15 protein-coding genes are annotated in these 14,815 nt (G+C 68.9%); 7 read left to right on the forward strand and 8 right to left on the reverse strand.

The window, feature by feature from the left end; genetic code table 11:
* Both C8D87_RS01225 and C8D87_RS01230 read right to left on the reverse strand, forming a co-directional pair.
* On the reverse strand, positions 1 to 1,005 hold the full coding sequence (locus C8D87_RS01225; protein ID WP_112225214.1) for a phosphotransferase family protein: 1,005 nt from the start codon (positions 1,003 to 1,005) through the stop codon (positions 1 to 3).
* Positions 1,002 to 1,655 carry an HAD family hydrolase gene (locus tag C8D87_RS01230; protein ID WP_233441845.1) on the reverse strand — a complete coding sequence of 218 codons (654 nt, stop codon included), beginning with the start codon at positions 1,653 to 1,655 and terminating at the stop codon, positions 1,002 to 1,004. Before C8D87_RS01230 ends, C8D87_RS01225 begins: the two co-directional genes overlap by 4 nt.
* A gap of 146 nt (positions 1,656 to 1,801) precedes the next feature.
* Between C8D87_RS01230 and C8D87_RS01235 the strand changes: the two genes are divergently transcribed.
* From C8D87_RS01235 to C8D87_RS01250, 4 genes are all read left to right on the forward strand, one after another.
* Positions 1,802 to 2,419 (forward strand): carboxylesterase family protein, encoded by a 618-nt coding sequence (locus tag C8D87_RS01235; RefSeq protein ID WP_112225215.1) that lies wholly within the window; start codon positions 1,802 to 1,804, stop codon positions 2,417 to 2,419.
* Between the two features lie 14 nt (positions 2,420 to 2,433).
* On the forward strand, positions 2,434 to 3,918 hold the full coding sequence (locus C8D87_RS01240) for a carboxylesterase/lipase family protein (protein ID WP_112225216.1): 1,485 nt from the start codon (positions 2,434 to 2,436) through the stop codon (positions 3,916 to 3,918).
* A gap of 3 nt (positions 3,919 to 3,921) precedes the next feature.
* Positions 3,922 to 5,178: an MFS transporter gene (locus tag C8D87_RS01245; protein WP_112225217.1), complete on the forward strand. Its 1,257-nt coding sequence runs from the start codon at positions 3,922 to 3,924 to the stop codon at positions 5,176 to 5,178.
* Between the two features lie 128 nt (positions 5,179 to 5,306).
* A complete protein-coding gene (locus tag C8D87_RS01250) occupies positions 5,307 to 6,560 on the forward strand; it encodes a GGDEF domain-containing protein (RefSeq protein ID WP_233441846.1) in 1,254 nt (417 codons plus the stop codon).
* On the opposite strand, the gene C8D87_RS01255 is transcribed toward C8D87_RS01250, so the two are convergent.
* Positions 6,557 to 7,399: an alpha/beta fold hydrolase gene (locus C8D87_RS01255; RefSeq protein WP_112225218.1), complete on the reverse strand. Its 843-nt coding sequence runs from the start codon at positions 7,397 to 7,399 to the stop codon at positions 6,557 to 6,559. The two genes, C8D87_RS01250 and C8D87_RS01255, sit on opposite strands and share 4 nt — an antisense overlap.
* Before the next feature lie 10 nt (positions 7,400 to 7,409).
* Between C8D87_RS01255 and C8D87_RS01260 the strand changes: the two genes are divergently transcribed.
* Positions 7,410 to 7,874, forward strand: a complete 465-nt coding sequence (locus C8D87_RS01260; RefSeq protein WP_112226197.1) for a PPOX class F420-dependent oxidoreductase — start codon at positions 7,410 to 7,412, stop codon at positions 7,872 to 7,874.
* A gap of 4 nt (positions 7,875 to 7,878) precedes the next feature.
* On the opposite strand, the gene C8D87_RS01265 is transcribed toward C8D87_RS01260, so the two are convergent.
* The 3 genes from C8D87_RS01265 to C8D87_RS01275 form a co-directional block, all read right to left on the reverse strand.
* Positions 7,879 to 8,604 (reverse strand): VOC family protein, encoded by a 726-nt coding sequence (locus C8D87_RS01265; RefSeq protein ID WP_112225219.1) that lies wholly within the window; start codon positions 8,602 to 8,604, stop codon positions 7,879 to 7,881.
* Positions 8,552 to 10,552 (reverse strand): putative bifunctional diguanylate cyclase/phosphodiesterase, encoded by a 2,001-nt coding sequence (locus tag C8D87_RS01270; RefSeq protein ID WP_233441847.1) that lies wholly within the window; start codon positions 10,550 to 10,552, stop codon positions 8,552 to 8,554. Before C8D87_RS01270 ends, C8D87_RS01265 begins: the two co-directional genes overlap by 53 nt.
* A 72-nt stretch (positions 10,553 to 10,624) precedes the next feature.
* Positions 10,625 to 10,966, reverse strand: coding sequence for a hypothetical protein (locus tag C8D87_RS01275; RefSeq protein ID WP_045316915.1), 342 nt, complete (start codon positions 10,964 to 10,966; stop codon positions 10,625 to 10,627).
* Between the two features lie 348 nt (positions 10,967 to 11,314).
* On the opposite strand from C8D87_RS01275, the gene C8D87_RS01280 reads away from it, so the two are divergent.
* Together C8D87_RS01280 and C8D87_RS01285 are read left to right on the forward strand one after the other, a co-directional pair.
* Positions 11,315 to 12,076, forward strand: coding sequence for a glycerophosphodiester phosphodiesterase (locus C8D87_RS01280; RefSeq protein ID WP_109636919.1), 762 nt, complete (start codon positions 11,315 to 11,317; stop codon positions 12,074 to 12,076).
* 54 nt (positions 12,077 to 12,130) lie between these two features.
* Positions 12,131 to 13,537, forward strand: a complete 1,407-nt coding sequence (locus tag C8D87_RS01285; protein ID WP_109636918.1) for an MFS transporter — start codon at positions 12,131 to 12,133, stop codon at positions 13,535 to 13,537.
* 39 nt (positions 13,538 to 13,576) lie between these two features.
* On the opposite strand, the gene C8D87_RS01290 is transcribed toward C8D87_RS01285, so the two are convergent.
* Positions 13,577 to 14,455 carry a hypothetical protein gene (locus C8D87_RS01290; protein ID WP_146231560.1) on the reverse strand — a complete coding sequence of 293 codons (879 nt, stop codon included), beginning with the start codon at positions 14,453 to 14,455 and terminating at the stop codon, positions 13,577 to 13,579.
* Complete coding sequence (locus tag C8D87_RS01295; RefSeq protein ID WP_233439539.1) at positions 14,452 to 14,799, reverse strand: PadR family transcriptional regulator; 348 nt, start codon at positions 14,797 to 14,799, stop codon at positions 14,452 to 14,454. The genes C8D87_RS01290 and C8D87_RS01295 overlap by 4 nt, the downstream gene beginning before the upstream one ends.
* Positions 14,800 to 14,815 lie beyond the last annotated feature (16 nt).

The following is a 14,815-nucleotide window of genomic DNA, read 5'->3' on the forward strand; positions in this document are numbered from 1 at the left end:
TCAGAGCTCCTTGTGGGCGGCGGCGAGTCCCTGCCGCACGAGGGGGACGGTGAAGGCGCCGAGCTTTTCGAAGCCGGCTCCGACGGTCTTGCCGCCGGCGAAGCGGTAGTGGATGCCTTCGACGATGACGGCGAGCTTGAAGTAGCCGAAGGCGATGTACCAGCCGAGGCCGGAGGTGTCGGTGCCGGTGCGGGCGGTGTAGCGGGCGACGAGCTCGTCGGGGGTCAGGAATCCCGGCAGGGAGGGGACGCTGCCGGTGATGGGGTCGTTGTCGACGCCGAGGCCCGCCCAGTAGACGTGGAGCAGGCCGAGGTCGGCGAGCGGGTCGCCGAGGGTGGCCATCTCCCAGTCCAGGACGGCGCTGATCTCGAGCGGGTCGCGGGTGACGAGCGCGTTGTCGAGGCGGTAGTCGCCGTGGATGATCGCGGCGCGAGCCGAGGCCGGGATGGTGTCGGCGAGCTTGGCGCGCAGGTCGTCGATGCCGGGCAGGTCGCGGCTGCGGGAGGCGTCGAGCTGCTTGCCCCACCGCGCGACCTGGCGGGCGAGGAATCCTTCCGGCCGGCCGAAGTCCTGCAGGCCGACCGAGGCCGGGTCGACGGAGTGCAGGTCGGCGAGCACGTCGACCAGCCGCTCCGAGAGCGTGCGCGCCATGTCCGGGGTGAGCCACGGGCACTGCGACCGTTCGCGCAGCGCGGCGCCGGGCATCTCCTCCATCAGGTAGAACGGCGCGCCGATCACGGAGGTGTCCTCGACGAGCAGCTTCGCGCCCGGCACCGGCACGGTCGTGCCCGCCAGCGCGGAGATGACGCGGAACTCGCGCGCCATGTCGTGCGCGGTCGCGAGGACGTGGCCCAGCGGCGGGCGGCGCAGGACCCACCGCTGGGTGCCGTCGGTGACGCGGTAGGTGAGGTTGGAGCGGCCGCCGGGGAACAGTTCGCCGGTGAGCGGTCCTGTGCCGAGGTGGGCGGCGAGTGCCCCGAGGTCGAGGCCGGGGAGGTCGGTCACAGGGTCACTCCGAGGGTGGCGAGGTTGGCGCGGGTGTCGTCGGCGGTGGTGTGACGGAAGGCGTGCATGCCGGCGGACTTGGCGGCTTCGACGTTGACGGGGGCGTCGTCGAAGAACACGGCGCGGCCGGCGGGGACCCCGATCTGGCCGAGGGTGTGGTGGTAGATGCGCTCGTCGGGTTTGCGCAGACCGACGCGGCCGCTGATCACGATGGTGTCGAACAGCTCGATCAGCAGGTCCTTGGGATAGCCCTCGCCCCAGCTGTTGGACAGCAGCGCGGTGTGCAGGCCGGCGGCGCGGGCTTTGCGGACGAGCTCGACCATCGCCGGATCGGGGGTGGCGCCGCCGAACATGCGCCGCAGCAGCCCTGTCTCCTCGACCTTGGCGCCGCTGGAGGTGATCAGCTCGGCGGCGAGCAGCCGTTCGAACTGCGCGACCGTCAGCTCGCCGGTCTCCAGGCGGTGGACGGGGTTGCCCGGGAGCGCGTCGCGGCTCATCCACTCGCGCATGACGCGGTTGTAGACGTCCCGGTCGATGGCTTCGGCGTGCAGCCACGCGCCGACGAACTCGGGCACGGAGACCGTCATGACGCCGCCCCAGTCGAAGACCAGTGCGTCGACGAGCGGTTCCGGAAGTGTCGTGTCACCCACGAGTCGGAGGGTACCGACCGGTCGGTATGTCGGCAACCGGTGATCGGGAACATCGACTTTCGGATGATGGAACAAGTCGTCCTTCAGCCGTTTTATCCCTTTGCGGATGTCGATACGTTCGAGTCCGAAGGGGGTTGTAACTACACATGGCAGGGAAGCTGGCGGTGGCCGTGGCCGCCGCGATGACGCTTGCCCTCGCCGGGGTCCCGCGGGCGGGGGCAGACGGTGGGGGCAGGGTCGTCCAGACCGACAAGGGTGCCGTGTCCGGCACTGTGACCAGCGGTTATCGCCTGTTCGGCAGCATTCCGCACGCGGCCGCGCCGGTCGGGCCGAACCGGTGGCGTGATCCGCGGCCGGTGGCGCCGTGGCGGGGAGTGCGGGACGCGTCGAAGCCCTCCCCGGCGTGCGCGCAGACGCCGCAGCTGGGTGAGCGGGGCTCCGACGTCGAGGACTGTCTCTACTTGGTGTCGGGCTACGAGTTCGCGGAACGGGACATGCCGATGATCTTTCCGGACATGCTGCCGTTCCCCGGCGGTTACGGGGCTTATCACGCCTCGGAGCTGCCGTTGCTGTTCGAGTTCGAGGGTGTGCCGCTGACGCCGGGTCAGAGGGCGCTGTCGGACTACGTGGTCACCGCCTGGGGGCGGTTCGCACGGACCGGTGATCCGGGCTGGGAGGCGCAGGTGCTGTCGCTGGCCGCGGGGGCGGTCGGGCCGGCGGACTTCACCTCTGATCGCCGGTGCGATTTCTGGGGACAACAGTGAGAGGTGTTCAACCGATGAAACGACTGCTCACGACGGCGGTGGTGGCCGCGTTGGCGTTCACCACCACGCAGGTACCGGCAGTGGCCGAAGGGACCGGCCGGGTCGTGCAGACCGACAAGGGCGCGGTGTCGGGCACCGTGACCAGCACTTATCGCACGTTCGGCAACATTCCGTTCGCCGCTCCCCCGGTCGGTGAGAACCGGTGGCGTGATCCGCAGCCGGCGGCGGCGTGGCAGGGCGTGCGGGACGCGACGGTGCCGAGCCCGGACTGCGCGCAGACGCCGCAGCTCAACCAGCCGGCCTCGGAGACCGAGGACTGCCTCTACCTCAACGTCACGACGCCGGCGAAGGCGGCGACGAAGCCGCGACCGGTCATGGTGTGGATCCACGGCGGCGGGTTCACCAGTGGTGCGGCGCGCATGTACGACGCGCGGTGGCTCGCCACGAAGAACGACGCCGTGATCGTGACGATCAACTACCGGCTCGGCGTGTTCGGCTTCTTCGGTCATCCCGGTTTGCCGGACTCGGGCGCGTACGGGATCTCCGATCAGCAGGCGGCGCTGAAGTGGGTGCAGCGCAACGCGCGTGCGTTCGGCGGCAACCCCGGCAACGTGACGATCTTCGGTGAGTCGGCCGGTGGGCTGAGTGTGTGCGCGCAGCTGGCGTCGCCGCGGGCGGCCGGTCTGTTCCACAAGGCGATCATCCAGTCGGGGCCGTGCGCGACCACGTTCCCCGGCCAGGAGTCCGGATGGAGGTCGCGCGAGGACGTCGAGAAGCTCGGTGCCGCGCAGCCGCTGGGCTGCCAGGACGTCGCGTGCCTGCGCGACCTGCCGGTGGCGAAGCTGCTGGAGGTCCACAACGTGTTCACGGTGCCGGCGTACGACACGCGGGTGCTGCCGGTGGACCCGGCGGTGGCGCAGCAGACCGGCCGCATGCACCGGGTGCCGACGCTGGTGGGGTCGACGCACGACGAGGCGACGTTGCTCATCGCGATGATCTGGCCCGCGACGGTGCCCGAGACCGAATACCGGACGCTGATCGCCGGGCAGTACGGCGAGAACAAAGCAGACCAGATCGTGGCGCGGTATCCGGTCAACGGCAACGGCGACGCCCGCGACGAGATCGCGACCGTGCTGACCGACGGGTCGTGGGCGTGCACCACACACGACACGCGGCAGCAGCTCGGGCGTCGGGCGAAGGTGTCGGGCTACGAGTTCACGGACACCAACGTTCCGATGATCTTCCCGGACATGCCGGAGTTTCCCGGCGGGTACAAGGCGTATCACGCCTCGGAGCTGCCGTTGCTGTTCGACTTCGGGGTGCCGTTGACGCCGGGGCAGCAGAAGTTGTCGGACTACATGATCGCCGCGTGGGGACGGTTCGCCCGCACCGGTGAGCCGGGGTGGCGTTCGCAGGTGCAGTCGCTGGCGCCTGGAGCAATCACCGGCACCGATTTCGCCCGTGATCACCAGTGCGGGTTCTGGTCGTCCACCATGTAACGCATGCCCGGCTACCGCGAGCTCGCCCGTGACGGTGAGTTCCGCGCCTTGTTCGTGGCGCACGTGGTGTCGGTGGCCGGAGACCAGTTCGCGAGGGTCGCGCTGACGGTGCACGTCTACCACCGCACCGCCAGCGCGGGCCTGACCGCGCTGACCTACGCGTTGACGTTCCTGCCGGACCTCGTCGGCGGGCCCCTGCTCTCGGGGCTCGCCGACCGGTTCGCCCGCAAAGAGGTGATGGTGGCCGCCGACCTGGTTCGAGCGGCCCTCTTGTCGTTGATGGCGATACCGGGGACGCCGCTGTGGGTGCTGGCGGCACTGCTGGTGCTGGTGCAGTTCGCCGGGGCACCGCACGGAGCGGCGCGCGCGGCGCTGCTGCCGCAGATCCTGCCCGACGAACGGTATCCGCGCGGTCAAGCGGTGCTGAGCACGGTGACGCAGGCGGCCCAGGTCGCCGGGTTCCTCGCCGGCGGGGCGCTGGTCGCCTGGCTGGGACCGGAGCTGGTGCTCGTGGCCGACGGGGTCACGTTCGGCCTGTCGGCGTTCCTCATCGGGGTGTTCCTCCTGGACAGACCCGCGCCGCACCGCCCGCACGAGCGGGCCTGGCCCGCCGACCTGGTCGGCGGGGCACGACTGGTGTGGGGTGATCGGCGGTTGCGGGCGCTGGTCGCACTCGCCTGCGTCTCGGGCTTCTACATCGTCGGCGAGGCGCTCGCCGCGCCGTACGCCGCCCAGCTGGGAGCGGGCCCGGCGGGAGTCGGGTCCATCTTCGGTGCCTACGCCGCGGGTGCGGCGGCAGGCATGCTCCTGGTGGCACGGCTGAGCGAGCGGCGCCAGCTTCAGGTCATGCCGTGGCTGGCGATCGCCGCGTGCGCTGTTCTCGTCCCGGCCGCGCTGCGGCCGGGACTGGCCGTCAGTGTGGGGTTGTTCGCGCTGTCCGGTGCGGCCAGTGCATATCACCTGGTCGCGAACACGACGTTCGTGCGCGCGGTACCGGACGCGTCGCGCGGGCAGGCGTTCGGCCTGGCCGTGACCGCCTTGCGGGTCTCCCAGGGCATCGGTGTGGCCCTGGCCGGACTGGCCGCGGAAACCCTCGCGGTCCACCAGGTCGTCGCCGCCGCCGGAGCACTCGGGGTGCTCGCGGCGAGCGGTGCGGCGACCGTGTGGTGGCTCAGCGGGTCTCGCTGGAACGCCAGTCGTTCGGACGGAACCAGTCGTTCGGACGAACCGGGCGGGGGGAAGAGGTACGAACGATCATGACGCTCTCCTTCAAGGGATGCGGAATTCGTGAGTACTACTCAGGGTGAGGTCCCCCACATGGAGCCACGACTTTGCGTTACCCGGTAGCTACAGTTGTTTGTTCCTGACAGTGGTGTGGGGGTGGCAGCGTGCCTTGGCTCGACCCGCGCCGATGGAGGTTATGGTCGCTTCCTCCTGTGGTGCTGGCCTATGTCGTGACGGTGGATGTTTCGGCGTCCCTCGTCACGCTCGCCACCGCATGGCGTACCCCTGCCGAGGCGTTCGTCTCACCGCTGTTCCTGCTGCTCGCCGCCGGCGCGGTGCTGCATCTTGAAGCGGCTCAAGGAATCGAACGGATCCGCGAGATTTCCCGCGAGGGTTCCCCACACGCCCACATGCAGTCCGTGTGGCTGTTCGCGGGCGTGCTCGTATTGCCGATGCCACTGCTGGTCGCGCTGATCACCATCAGCTACCTGCACGCGTGGCTTCGGGTCTACAAGCGGCGGGCGGTCCTGTTCCGCAAGGTGTTCTCCGCAGCCACTGTCGTACTCGCCTGCGCTGCAGCGCAACTGGTTCTGGGATTCTTCTCGGACCAGCCTCTTGACGTTGACGGCCCCCTCGGACTGCTCGCCCTGGCGAGCGCGGGCCTGGCGTACTGGCTCGTGAACTACGCGCTGGTGGTTGGCGCCATCGTGATGACCAACCGCGACCAGCCCGCCCGCGCAGCCCTGGGCAACGCCTCCGATCAGCTCATCATCCTCGCCTCGATCGGACTGGGTTCGGTGCTGGCCATCATGATGAGCAACCGGCCGTGGCTGACACCGATGCTGCTGCTCACGGTGCTGGCCCTGCACATGGGGCTGTTGCTGCCGCAATTCCGCGTCGCGGCACGCACCGACTCCAAGACCGGGCTGGTGGACGCCACCTTCTGGCACGACGTCGCCGGACGCGAGATCGAGCGGGCCCGCCGTCTGCTGTCCACCGTCGGCGTGTTGATCCTGGACCTCGACCACTTCAAACAGATCAACGACACCTACGGCCACCTAGCCGGCGACCGCGTCCTGCGCGCCGTGGCGGACGCGTTGAAACACTCCGTGCGGTCTTACGACCTCGTGGGCAGATTCGGCGGTGAGGAGTTCGCCGTGCTGCTGCCCGGCGTCAGCACCGACGAAGTCCGTGCCACCGCCGAACGCATCCGCTTCGAGATCGCGAGCCTGCACATCGTCGTCGACGACCGCCTGGGCCACGACCAGGTCGTCTCCGGCCTGACCGCGTCCGTGGGCGCGGCGGTGTTCCCCGACACCGCCACCGAGCTCAGCCCGCTGCTGCTGGCCGCGGACGAAGCGCTCTACCAGGCCAAGAACAACGGCCGTGACCGCGTCGCGACCGCCCGCGTGCACTAGGCGTCCAGGAACGTCGCGATCCGCTTCACGACCGGGCCCGGCTCCTCCACCCACGGGTAATGCCCCACACCCTCGTGCACGTACATCGTCACGTCCGGGAACAACTCCGCGAGCTCGGCACAACGGCGGACCGGCGAGATCGGGTCCTCCCCACAGGCGTAGATCAGCACCGGGTGGTCGAAGTCCGCCAACGCCCGCCGCAGGACGCCCGGCACGAACGCCCCTTCGGCGTTGTAGCCCAGCGCCACGTGGTACTTCCACTGCCCCAGCTCCGCGTTGGCGTGGGCCTGGGCACGCCCGTCCCACCGGGCGTAGAGCAGCGGCGACGCGGCGACCCGGTTCTCCACCGACGTGTCACCGGCCGCGGTGCGCTGCAACGCCGTCGTCGCGCTCTCGAACCACGGCTCGTCCGCACGGGCGGCGAGGAAGGTGTCCCAGTCGCTCTGCTCCGGCGACAGACCAACGCTGCGCAGGGCCGGAGTGAGCAGCACCAGCTTCCCCACGCGGTCCGGGAAATCGGCGGCATACCCCATCGCGATCCCCGCACCCGCGGAATGACCCAGCACATCGACCACGTCCAGGCCCAGATGGCGGCGCAGCATCTCCACATCCCGCACCAGCATGTCCCGGCGATACGTGAACGGATCCGCCGGCTCAGCGGACTCACCGGTGCCCCGGTTGTCCAGAACCACCAACCTGCGGTGCGCGTCCAGACCGCCGAGATTCTCCAGGTACCCAGAAGACCTGCCAGGACCACCGGCCAGAACGACCAGCGGCGCACCCTCCCCCGCCTCCCGGTAGGCGAGTTCGGTGCCGTCGAACGAGGTGAACCGTGCCATGCTGCACATCATGCCGAAGATCGCCACCGCCGACCTCGTCGACCGGCCGCAGCTGCTCGAGTTCCTCCGCCCCCGCCACCACGGCGTCCTGATCACCCGCCGCTCCACCACCGACGGCGTGCAGGTCTCCCCCGTCTCCTGCGGCGTCGACACCGAAGGCCGCATCGTCGTGTCGACGTATCCGCAGCGCGCGAAAGCCCGCAACGCACGCCGCAACCCGTCCGTCACCATGTGCGTGCTCTCCGACGACTGGGACGGCCCCTACGTCCAGATCGACGGCACCGCCGAGGTCCTCGACCTGCCGGACGCACTGGAGGACTTCGTCGACTACTACCGCTGCATCGCGGGCGAACACCCCGACTGGGACGAGTACCGCGCCGCCATGCTGCGCCAGGGCAAAGCACTGATCCGCATCACCATCGACAGCTGGGGCCCCATCGCCACCGGCGGCTTCCCGCCCGAACTCGAAGCCTGAGCCCTTAGCCGGACCAGTTCCCACCCCACGCCACCGGCTTCTCCAGCAGCTGGCAGTATCCGCCGTGCGGGCCCTCGATCGACGCGATCATCCCGATCGGCAACGGTCCAGGGCCGAACGACACCTCACCGTCCAACTCGGACACACGCGCGCACGCGGCCTGGATGTCGTCGACAGCGAAGTAGACGCTCCAGTTGGACTCGGCACCCAAGCAGGAGTTCATGGTCCCCGCAACCGGACGCGGATCACCATGCCGCGCCGACGTGTACAAACCCAGACCCGGCTGCCCCTCCGCGGCGTCCCAGCCGAGCTCACGCTTCCAGTACGCCCCGTCCTCATCCGGCGCACTCGTCAGCAACTCCACCCAGCACGGCTCACCGTGCCGCGGCGGCGGCGCCCACGGACCGTGCAACACCCGACCACTGTCCACAGAGGAATTGGCCATCAACGCGCGCGGCTCGTCACCACCGAAGAACAACCGCCAACCCTCTTCACCCGCAACAACCTGCGCCGCGAGTCTGTCACCCACCCAACCCGTGAACGAGCCACCCGGCTCCGCGATCACCGTCCACCCGAGCACACCGGCGAAAAAATCCACCGACGACTCAGGCTCGGCAACACTCAACTCAAGACGACGCAAACCACAAGACGACACGGGCATCCCATCAAGGCGGTGATCAGGAGCGCGCACCATCCTCTGCTCCGACCACCCGAGACGACAATGCACCATTCGGCGGCATGCGCTCCGCGTTCACCACGTCACGCAACGGCACCGGCCTGCCGAGGTGAAAACCCTGCCCCACCCGCACACCCAGCTTCTTGAGAGCCTCCACCTGCGACGGCCGCTCCACCCACTCCGCCACCGCGGACAACCCCAGCCCGTTCGCGATCTGCACGATCCCCGACACCAGCACCGCGTCCGCGTCACTGGTCTCGATGCCCTTCACGAACTCACCGTCGATCTTGATCCCCGTGATCGGCAGATGCTTCAGATGCACGAACGACCCGAACCCCGACCCGAAGTCGTCCAACGTGATCCGGCACCCGAAACTCCGCAACTGCGTCGCCAGAGTCACCGCGGCGTCCAAATTGGTCACCGCCGCCGTCTCCGTGATCTCCAAACCCAGACGCCCGGGCGCGACACCCGCCGAACCCAGCTTGTCCAGCACGAAACCACCGAAGTCAGGATCCTCCAACGTCCGGCCCGACACGTTGACGTTGAACCGCAGCCGCGAATCCGGCTCCTCCACCAACGCGTCGATCGCGGTCGACAACACCCACCGATCAACCTCGAGAATCAGGTTGCTCCGCTCAGCCACCGGCAGGAAGTCCGCCGGACCGAGATACGGCTCCTGCCCGTCCTCCAACCGCAACAACAACTCGTGACCAAGAGTCGTACCGGTGCTCAGCTCCACCATCGGCATGCCGTACAACGCCAGACCACCACCGGCCAGCGCCGACCTCAGCCGATCCAGCACACTCACCCGCTTCACCGTGTCCGCGTAGTGATTCGGCTCGTACACCGTCACCCGGTCCCGGCCCGCCGCCTTCGACGCGTACAACGCCAGATCCGCGTTCGCCAGCACCAGCTCCCACGAGTCACCAGGACCGAACTCCGCCAGCCCCGTGCTCACCGTGATCCGCGCCGGCGTACCGATCCCCGCCAGCGGAAAACCCGCCACCGCTTCCTTCAGGTTGTCCGCCACACCCGACGCGTCCTCCAAGGACGCACCCGGCAGCACCACCGCGAACTCGTCACCACCCAGCCTGGCGATCAACCTGTCACCGAGCCGCGACTGCAGAGCACTCGCCAGCATCCGCATCACCCGGTCACCAACCGCATGACCACGCAGATCGTTGACATCCTTGAAGTTGTCCAGGTCCAGAACGAGCAGAGCACCCGAACCGTTGTTCGCCAGCTCCTGCTCCAACGCCCTCGTCAGAGCCCTTCGGTTCGGCAGACCCGTGAGCGGATCCTGCTCCGCCATCCTCACCAGCTCGTCGTGCACCCGCGACGACTGAGTGACATCGTGCGCGGTCCCCAACGCCCGCACCGGCGTGCCGTCGTCGTCCACGACGACCTCACCGAAACACTCGAACACCCGCTCCTTGCCATCAGGCCGCAGCATCCGATGCGTGTACGTGAAGACCGAACCCGTCTTCAGCGCCGCGTCGAGCGTCTCCTCGATCATCGGCAGGTCGTCCGGGTGCACCAGCCGCGAGTACAACTCGAAGTCGAACGCCGTCCCCGGCGCGAACCCGAACATCTCCAGCAGAGTGTCCGACCAGGTCACCTGGTCCTCCGAGATGGACCACTCCCAGGTACCCATCCGCCCCAGAGCCTGAGCCCGCCGCAGAGCATCCGCCTCCTGGGTGACCGTCAGCTCACGATCACGCCACACCGACACGTCCACGACCTCGTACATCAGGTCGTCACCCAGCCGCGAGCACCGCACCTCGAGCCACTTCGGACCCGGCGCCAGCACCTCCCTGGTCGGCGCGGGCGCCTCAGGCACCCCCGGCAACAGGGCAGGCAACGACCGCCCGTACGCCTGCTCGACCGGAACACCGAGCACCGCACCCAACGCACGGTTGCACCACAACAGGTTCCCGCGCGCGTCCGTCACGGCATAGCCGACATCCGCTCGGTCCAGCACCGTGCGGCAGTAGGAGGTCACGCGCGTCATGATCGTCCGATCACCGGACGTAAGCAACCCGCTACGCCGGTAAGTTCGCTGTTTTGCGAACGGCTATCGCAGCCGCTCCAACCCCTTGGCCGACTCCACCAGCTCCGCGGCCAGCTTCCGCAGCTCCTCGTTCTCCGCCCCGTCCTGCGCCGCCGTCACCACGTCCTCCGCGGCACACCGCAGCTGGAACAACCTGTCCTGCAGATCAGCCAGCTCGGCGGTGGACAACACGACGGCGTCCTCCGGAAGCCCACCCCGCTGCAACGCCGCCCTGCGCTCATACGCACGCTGACGACACGGCTGCGCGCAGTACCGCCTCGGCCGGCCTATCCGCCCACTCCCCGGCAACCGCCTCCCGCACCACGCACAGTGCTTGGGCTCATCCGCCTCCATGGAGCGCTCCATGGCGCGCGACGGTAGCGGGTGGCGGGTGGTGGGCTCCAGCGACGCGCCAGAAACCCCGACCTTCGTAGGGGACCGGACAGTACTGGTTCGACGATTGGTGTTGGTTTTGGGTTGGGTTTGGTTTTGTTGCGATGGGTTCGTTGGGGTGCGGGCGCCTTGCGCGGGCGGTGGACGAGCGTTGGTTTCGTCATCGTGGCTTCGTGACGATTGTGGTTCCGGTGGTGAAGGCTGGGACAGTGGACCGTTAGGCTTGAATTTAGTCCACACTGAAACAATAGAGATTAAGAAGAAAGTGTCACGCCACCCACTGTCCACCCTGGAGCCACTGGTGGAAGGCACACTCAAGGGGTGACCCACCCGTACCTCGCCGGCCCGCACCCCCGAGCCTTCGCCCACCGCGGCTGGCACGTCGACGACCTCAGCGGCATGGAGAACTCGCTGAGCTCGTTCCGGCGTGCCGTACGGGAGGGCTACCGCTACATCGAGACCGATGTGCACGCCACGGCCGATGGTGTCGTTGTGGTGCACCACGACCACACCCTCGACCGCACCACCGACGGGCAGGGACGAGTGGCCGACCTGCCCTGGACCGAGGTCCGGCAGGCACGGGTCGGCGGACGGGAGCCCATCGCCCGGCTCGCGGACGTGCTGGAGGAGTTGCCGGACACCTTCTTCAACATCGACGTGAAGACCGACCGCGCGGTCGAGCCGATCCTCGGGCTGCTGCGCAAGGCCAAGGCGCTGCACCGGGTCTGCCTGGCGAGCTTCTCGGACAACCGGCTCGCCCGGCTGCGGCGCAGTGGCGGGCCAGAACTGCTCACCTCCATGGGACCGCGGTCCGCCGGCGCGCTGTGGGCGGCCGGGCGGATTCCGTTCGCCGGGCTGGCGGTGCGCGGGCAGGTCGCGCAGGTGCCGGTCAACCAGGGACGGCTCACCGTCGTGGACCGCAGGTTCGTCCAGGCGGCACACCGGCGCGATCTTGAAGTGCACGTCTGGACCATCGACGACGAGGCCGACATGCGGGCGTTGCTCGACATCGGAGTCGACGGGCTCGTGACCGACCGGCCCGACGTCCTGCGGGAAGTACTCCGGTCGCGCGGCACCTGGTAACAGGTTGGACAGTCGATCATTGGACGTATCAGCGGACAAGTACAGTCCGCCGACATGAAGGTCAAGGGCGACGACGCCGCCGACGCCAAAACCGCCCGCCGCCGGGAACAGCGCGGCTGGGTCTGGTACGACGTGGCGAACTCCGTGTTCCCCACGTCCGTGGTCACAGTCTTCTTCTCGCTGTACCTCACGAGCATCGCGACCAACGCCGCCAAGGCCGACACCGCGCTCAACGGTGCCACCCCCTGCGCCAACGACAGCGCGTTCGAGCGCTGCGACGTCACGATCCTCGGGCTGCAGTTCCCCGCCGGCTCGCTGTGGGGCTACCTGCTCTCGATCGCGACCGTGATCCAGGTCGTCGTCCTGCCGGTCATGGGCGCCATCGCCGACCGGACCCAGAACAAGAAGAAGATGCTCGCCGCCTTCGCCTTCACCGGCTCCGCGGCCACCATCGCCCTCGCGGCCGTCGAAGGCACCAACTGGAAACTCGGCGTGCTGCTGTTCGTCATCGCGAACATCTGTTACGGCGCCAGCGTCGTCGTCTACTACGCCTTCCTGCCCGAGATCGCCACACCCGACGAACGCGACGGCGTCTCCAGCCGCGGCTGGGCCTACGGCTACCTCGGTGGCGGCGTGGCGCTCGCGATCCAGCTCGCCATCACACTCTCCGCCGACTCCCTCGGCATCACCTCGGGCGACGCAGCGCGCATCGCGTTCGTCATCTCCGGCGTGTGGTGGGCCGCGTTCACGCTCATCCCCCTGACCCGCCTCACCGAGCACCAGCCGCCGCACGGCCGCGAACACGGCGCCTCCGTGGTCTCCGCCGGCTTCAAGGAGCTCGGCACCACCATCAAGCAGGCCAAGGCCTTCCCGCTCACGCTCGCGTTCCTCGGCACCTACCTGATCTACACCGACGGCATCGCGACCGTCGCGAACGTCTCCGCCCAGTACGGCAGCGTCGAGCTCAAGTTCGAGCAGCAGACGCTGATCACCGTCATCCTGATCGTCCAGTTCGTCGCCTTCCTCGGCGGCGTGCTGCACGGCCAGGTGGCCAAGCGCGTCGGCGCCAAGAAGACCATCCTCGGCTCGCTGCTGGTGTGGATCGTCGTGATCACCGCGGCCTTCTTCGTGAAGACCGGCGACGAACTGCAGTTCTACCTCGTCGCCGCGGGTATCGGCATCGTGCTCGGCGGCACGAACGCCCTGTCCCGCAGCCTGTTCAGCCAGATGGTGCCGCCCGGCCGCGAAGCCCAGTACTTCTCGCTCTACGAGGTCGGCGAGCGCTCCACCAGCTGGCTCGGCCCGCTGGTCTTCGCCGGTGTCGGCCAGGCGACCGGGAGCCTGCGGCCCGCCATCCTCGCGCTGATCATCTTCTTCGTCGCCGGCTTCGTCCTGCTGATCTTCGTACCCGTCCGCCGCGCCATCAAGGCCGTCGGGAACGAAGAACCGAAGCTCGTCTGACCGGTGCGGTGGCGCTGACCGCGGTCAGCGCCACCGCGTTCACGACATCCGCGCCCGCGGCTTGCGGACCGGCGCCAGCGCGCTGAGCACGAGCAGCACCACGAGCGGCAACGCGAGGATCAGCGCCTCTCCCCCGACGAGCAGGAACGCCAGCGGCGCCAGCTGCAGCACCGCGAACAACGACAGCGCCCGCCCCAGCACGAAGTCGCCGCGCACGAACGCGACCACGCGCAGAACCACCGTCACCAAGGCGATCGCCAGCAGCCCGGTCCCCGTCGCGAACCCGCCGAGCAACCCCAGCAGCAACGCTCCCCCGCCCCACCACACGAGCCTGCGCCCCGGCGGCGTCGGCGCCTCCCGGTGGAAACCCAGGCACAGACACAGGAACGTCACCAACGCCGGCAACTGGAACAGGCTCCACAACAGCGCGTACTCCGGCTGCACCAGCCCGATCACCGCCAGCACCACCGGGGCGAACGCCGCGATCTTGGCCAGCGTCTTCCGGCCGCTCAGCAGCGCCGCGAACGCCACCAGCGGCCCCAGGTCCAGCACTCGCCACCAGGTGATCAACGGTGCCCACTCCGGGTTGCCGTACGCCACAGCCAGGCTCGTGATCGCCGACCCCGCGTAGAACACGCCGAGCAGCAGCCCGATCATGCCCAGCGCCCGCACGACCTCGCCGCGCCACACCACCCTCGCCGGCACGCCCGTGAGCGCCGCGCCGGCCGCCAGATGCGTGCGCACCGCGAGCCCGAGAACCGCCCCGGTCTCACCCCACCCCGGCCAGCTGTGCTCCAGGTCGAGATCGTCCGTGCGGTCGGCCAGGAAGATCCCGACCATCTCCTCCTCTCGGTCCTGCCGGTACCACTTCGGCAGCACCCGCAACAGCCGCCGGTACCGCCGCTCCAGATTGCTCATGCCCTGCTCGCCCATGGTTGGACACCCCTCCCCCTCAGCACCGCCGAAGCCGCCCGCACGTTCGCGCTCAGTCGCGCGACCTCGGCCTGCAGCGCCCGCACACCCGAGTCGGTGAGCTTGTAGTAGCGCCGCAGCCGGCCCTGGTGCACCTCTTCACGGTCGCGCTCGGCGAGCCCGTCCGCCACCAACCGGTCCAGAACGCCGTACAGCGTGCCCACGCGCAGCACCATCCGTCCCTCGGACAGCTGCTCCACCGCCTGCACGATCGCGTAACCGTGCAGCGGCTCCTCCGCCAGTGCGGTGAGCACGAGGAACGCCTGTTCGGACATGACCCGACCACTCATGTAGCTGAATATATCG

It is taken from the genome of Lentzea atacamensis, assembly GCF_003269295.1.
GTDB classification, from domain to species: Bacteria; Actinomycetota; Actinomycetes; order Mycobacteriales; family Pseudonocardiaceae; genus Lentzea; species Lentzea atacamensis.

Bases quoted from the DNA above. Each gene is read 5' to 3' on its own strand.
- C8D87_RS01295 (WP_233439539.1), bottom strand. From the start codon at position 14,799: ATGAGTGGTCGGGTCATGTCCGAACAGGCGTTCCTCGTGCTCACCGCA.
- C8D87_RS01265 (WP_112225219.1), bottom strand. From the start codon at position 8,604: ATGGTGCATTGTCGTCTCGGGTGGTCGGAGCAGAGGATGGTGCGCGCT.
- C8D87_RS01275 (WP_045316915.1), bottom strand. From the start codon at position 10,966: ATGGAGCGCTCCATGGAGGCGGATGAGCCCAAGCACTGTGCGTGGTGC.
- C8D87_RS01245 (WP_112225217.1), top strand. From the start codon at position 3,922: ATGCCCGGCTACCGCGAGCTCGCCCGTGACGGTGAGTTCCGCGCCTTG.
- C8D87_RS01290 (WP_146231560.1), bottom strand. From the start codon at position 14,455: ATGAGCAATCTGGAGCGGCGGTACCGGCGGCTGTTGCGGGTGCTGCCG.
- C8D87_RS01240 (WP_112225216.1), top strand. From the start codon at position 2,434: ATGAAACGACTGCTCACGACGGCGGTGGTGGCCGCGTTGGCGTTCACC.
- C8D87_RS01260 (WP_112226197.1), top strand. From the start codon at position 7,410: ATGCCGAAGATCGCCACCGCCGACCTCGTCGACCGGCCGCAGCTGCTC.
- C8D87_RS01255 (WP_112225218.1), bottom strand. From the start codon at position 7,399: ATGGCACGGTTCACCTCGTTCGACGGCACCGAACTCGCCTACCGGGAG.
- C8D87_RS01285 (WP_109636918.1), top strand. From the start codon at position 12,131: ATGAAGGTCAAGGGCGACGACGCCGCCGACGCCAAAACCGCCCGCCGC.
- C8D87_RS01235 (WP_112225215.1), top strand. From the start codon at position 1,802: ATGGCAGGGAAGCTGGCGGTGGCCGTGGCCGCCGCGATGACGCTTGCC.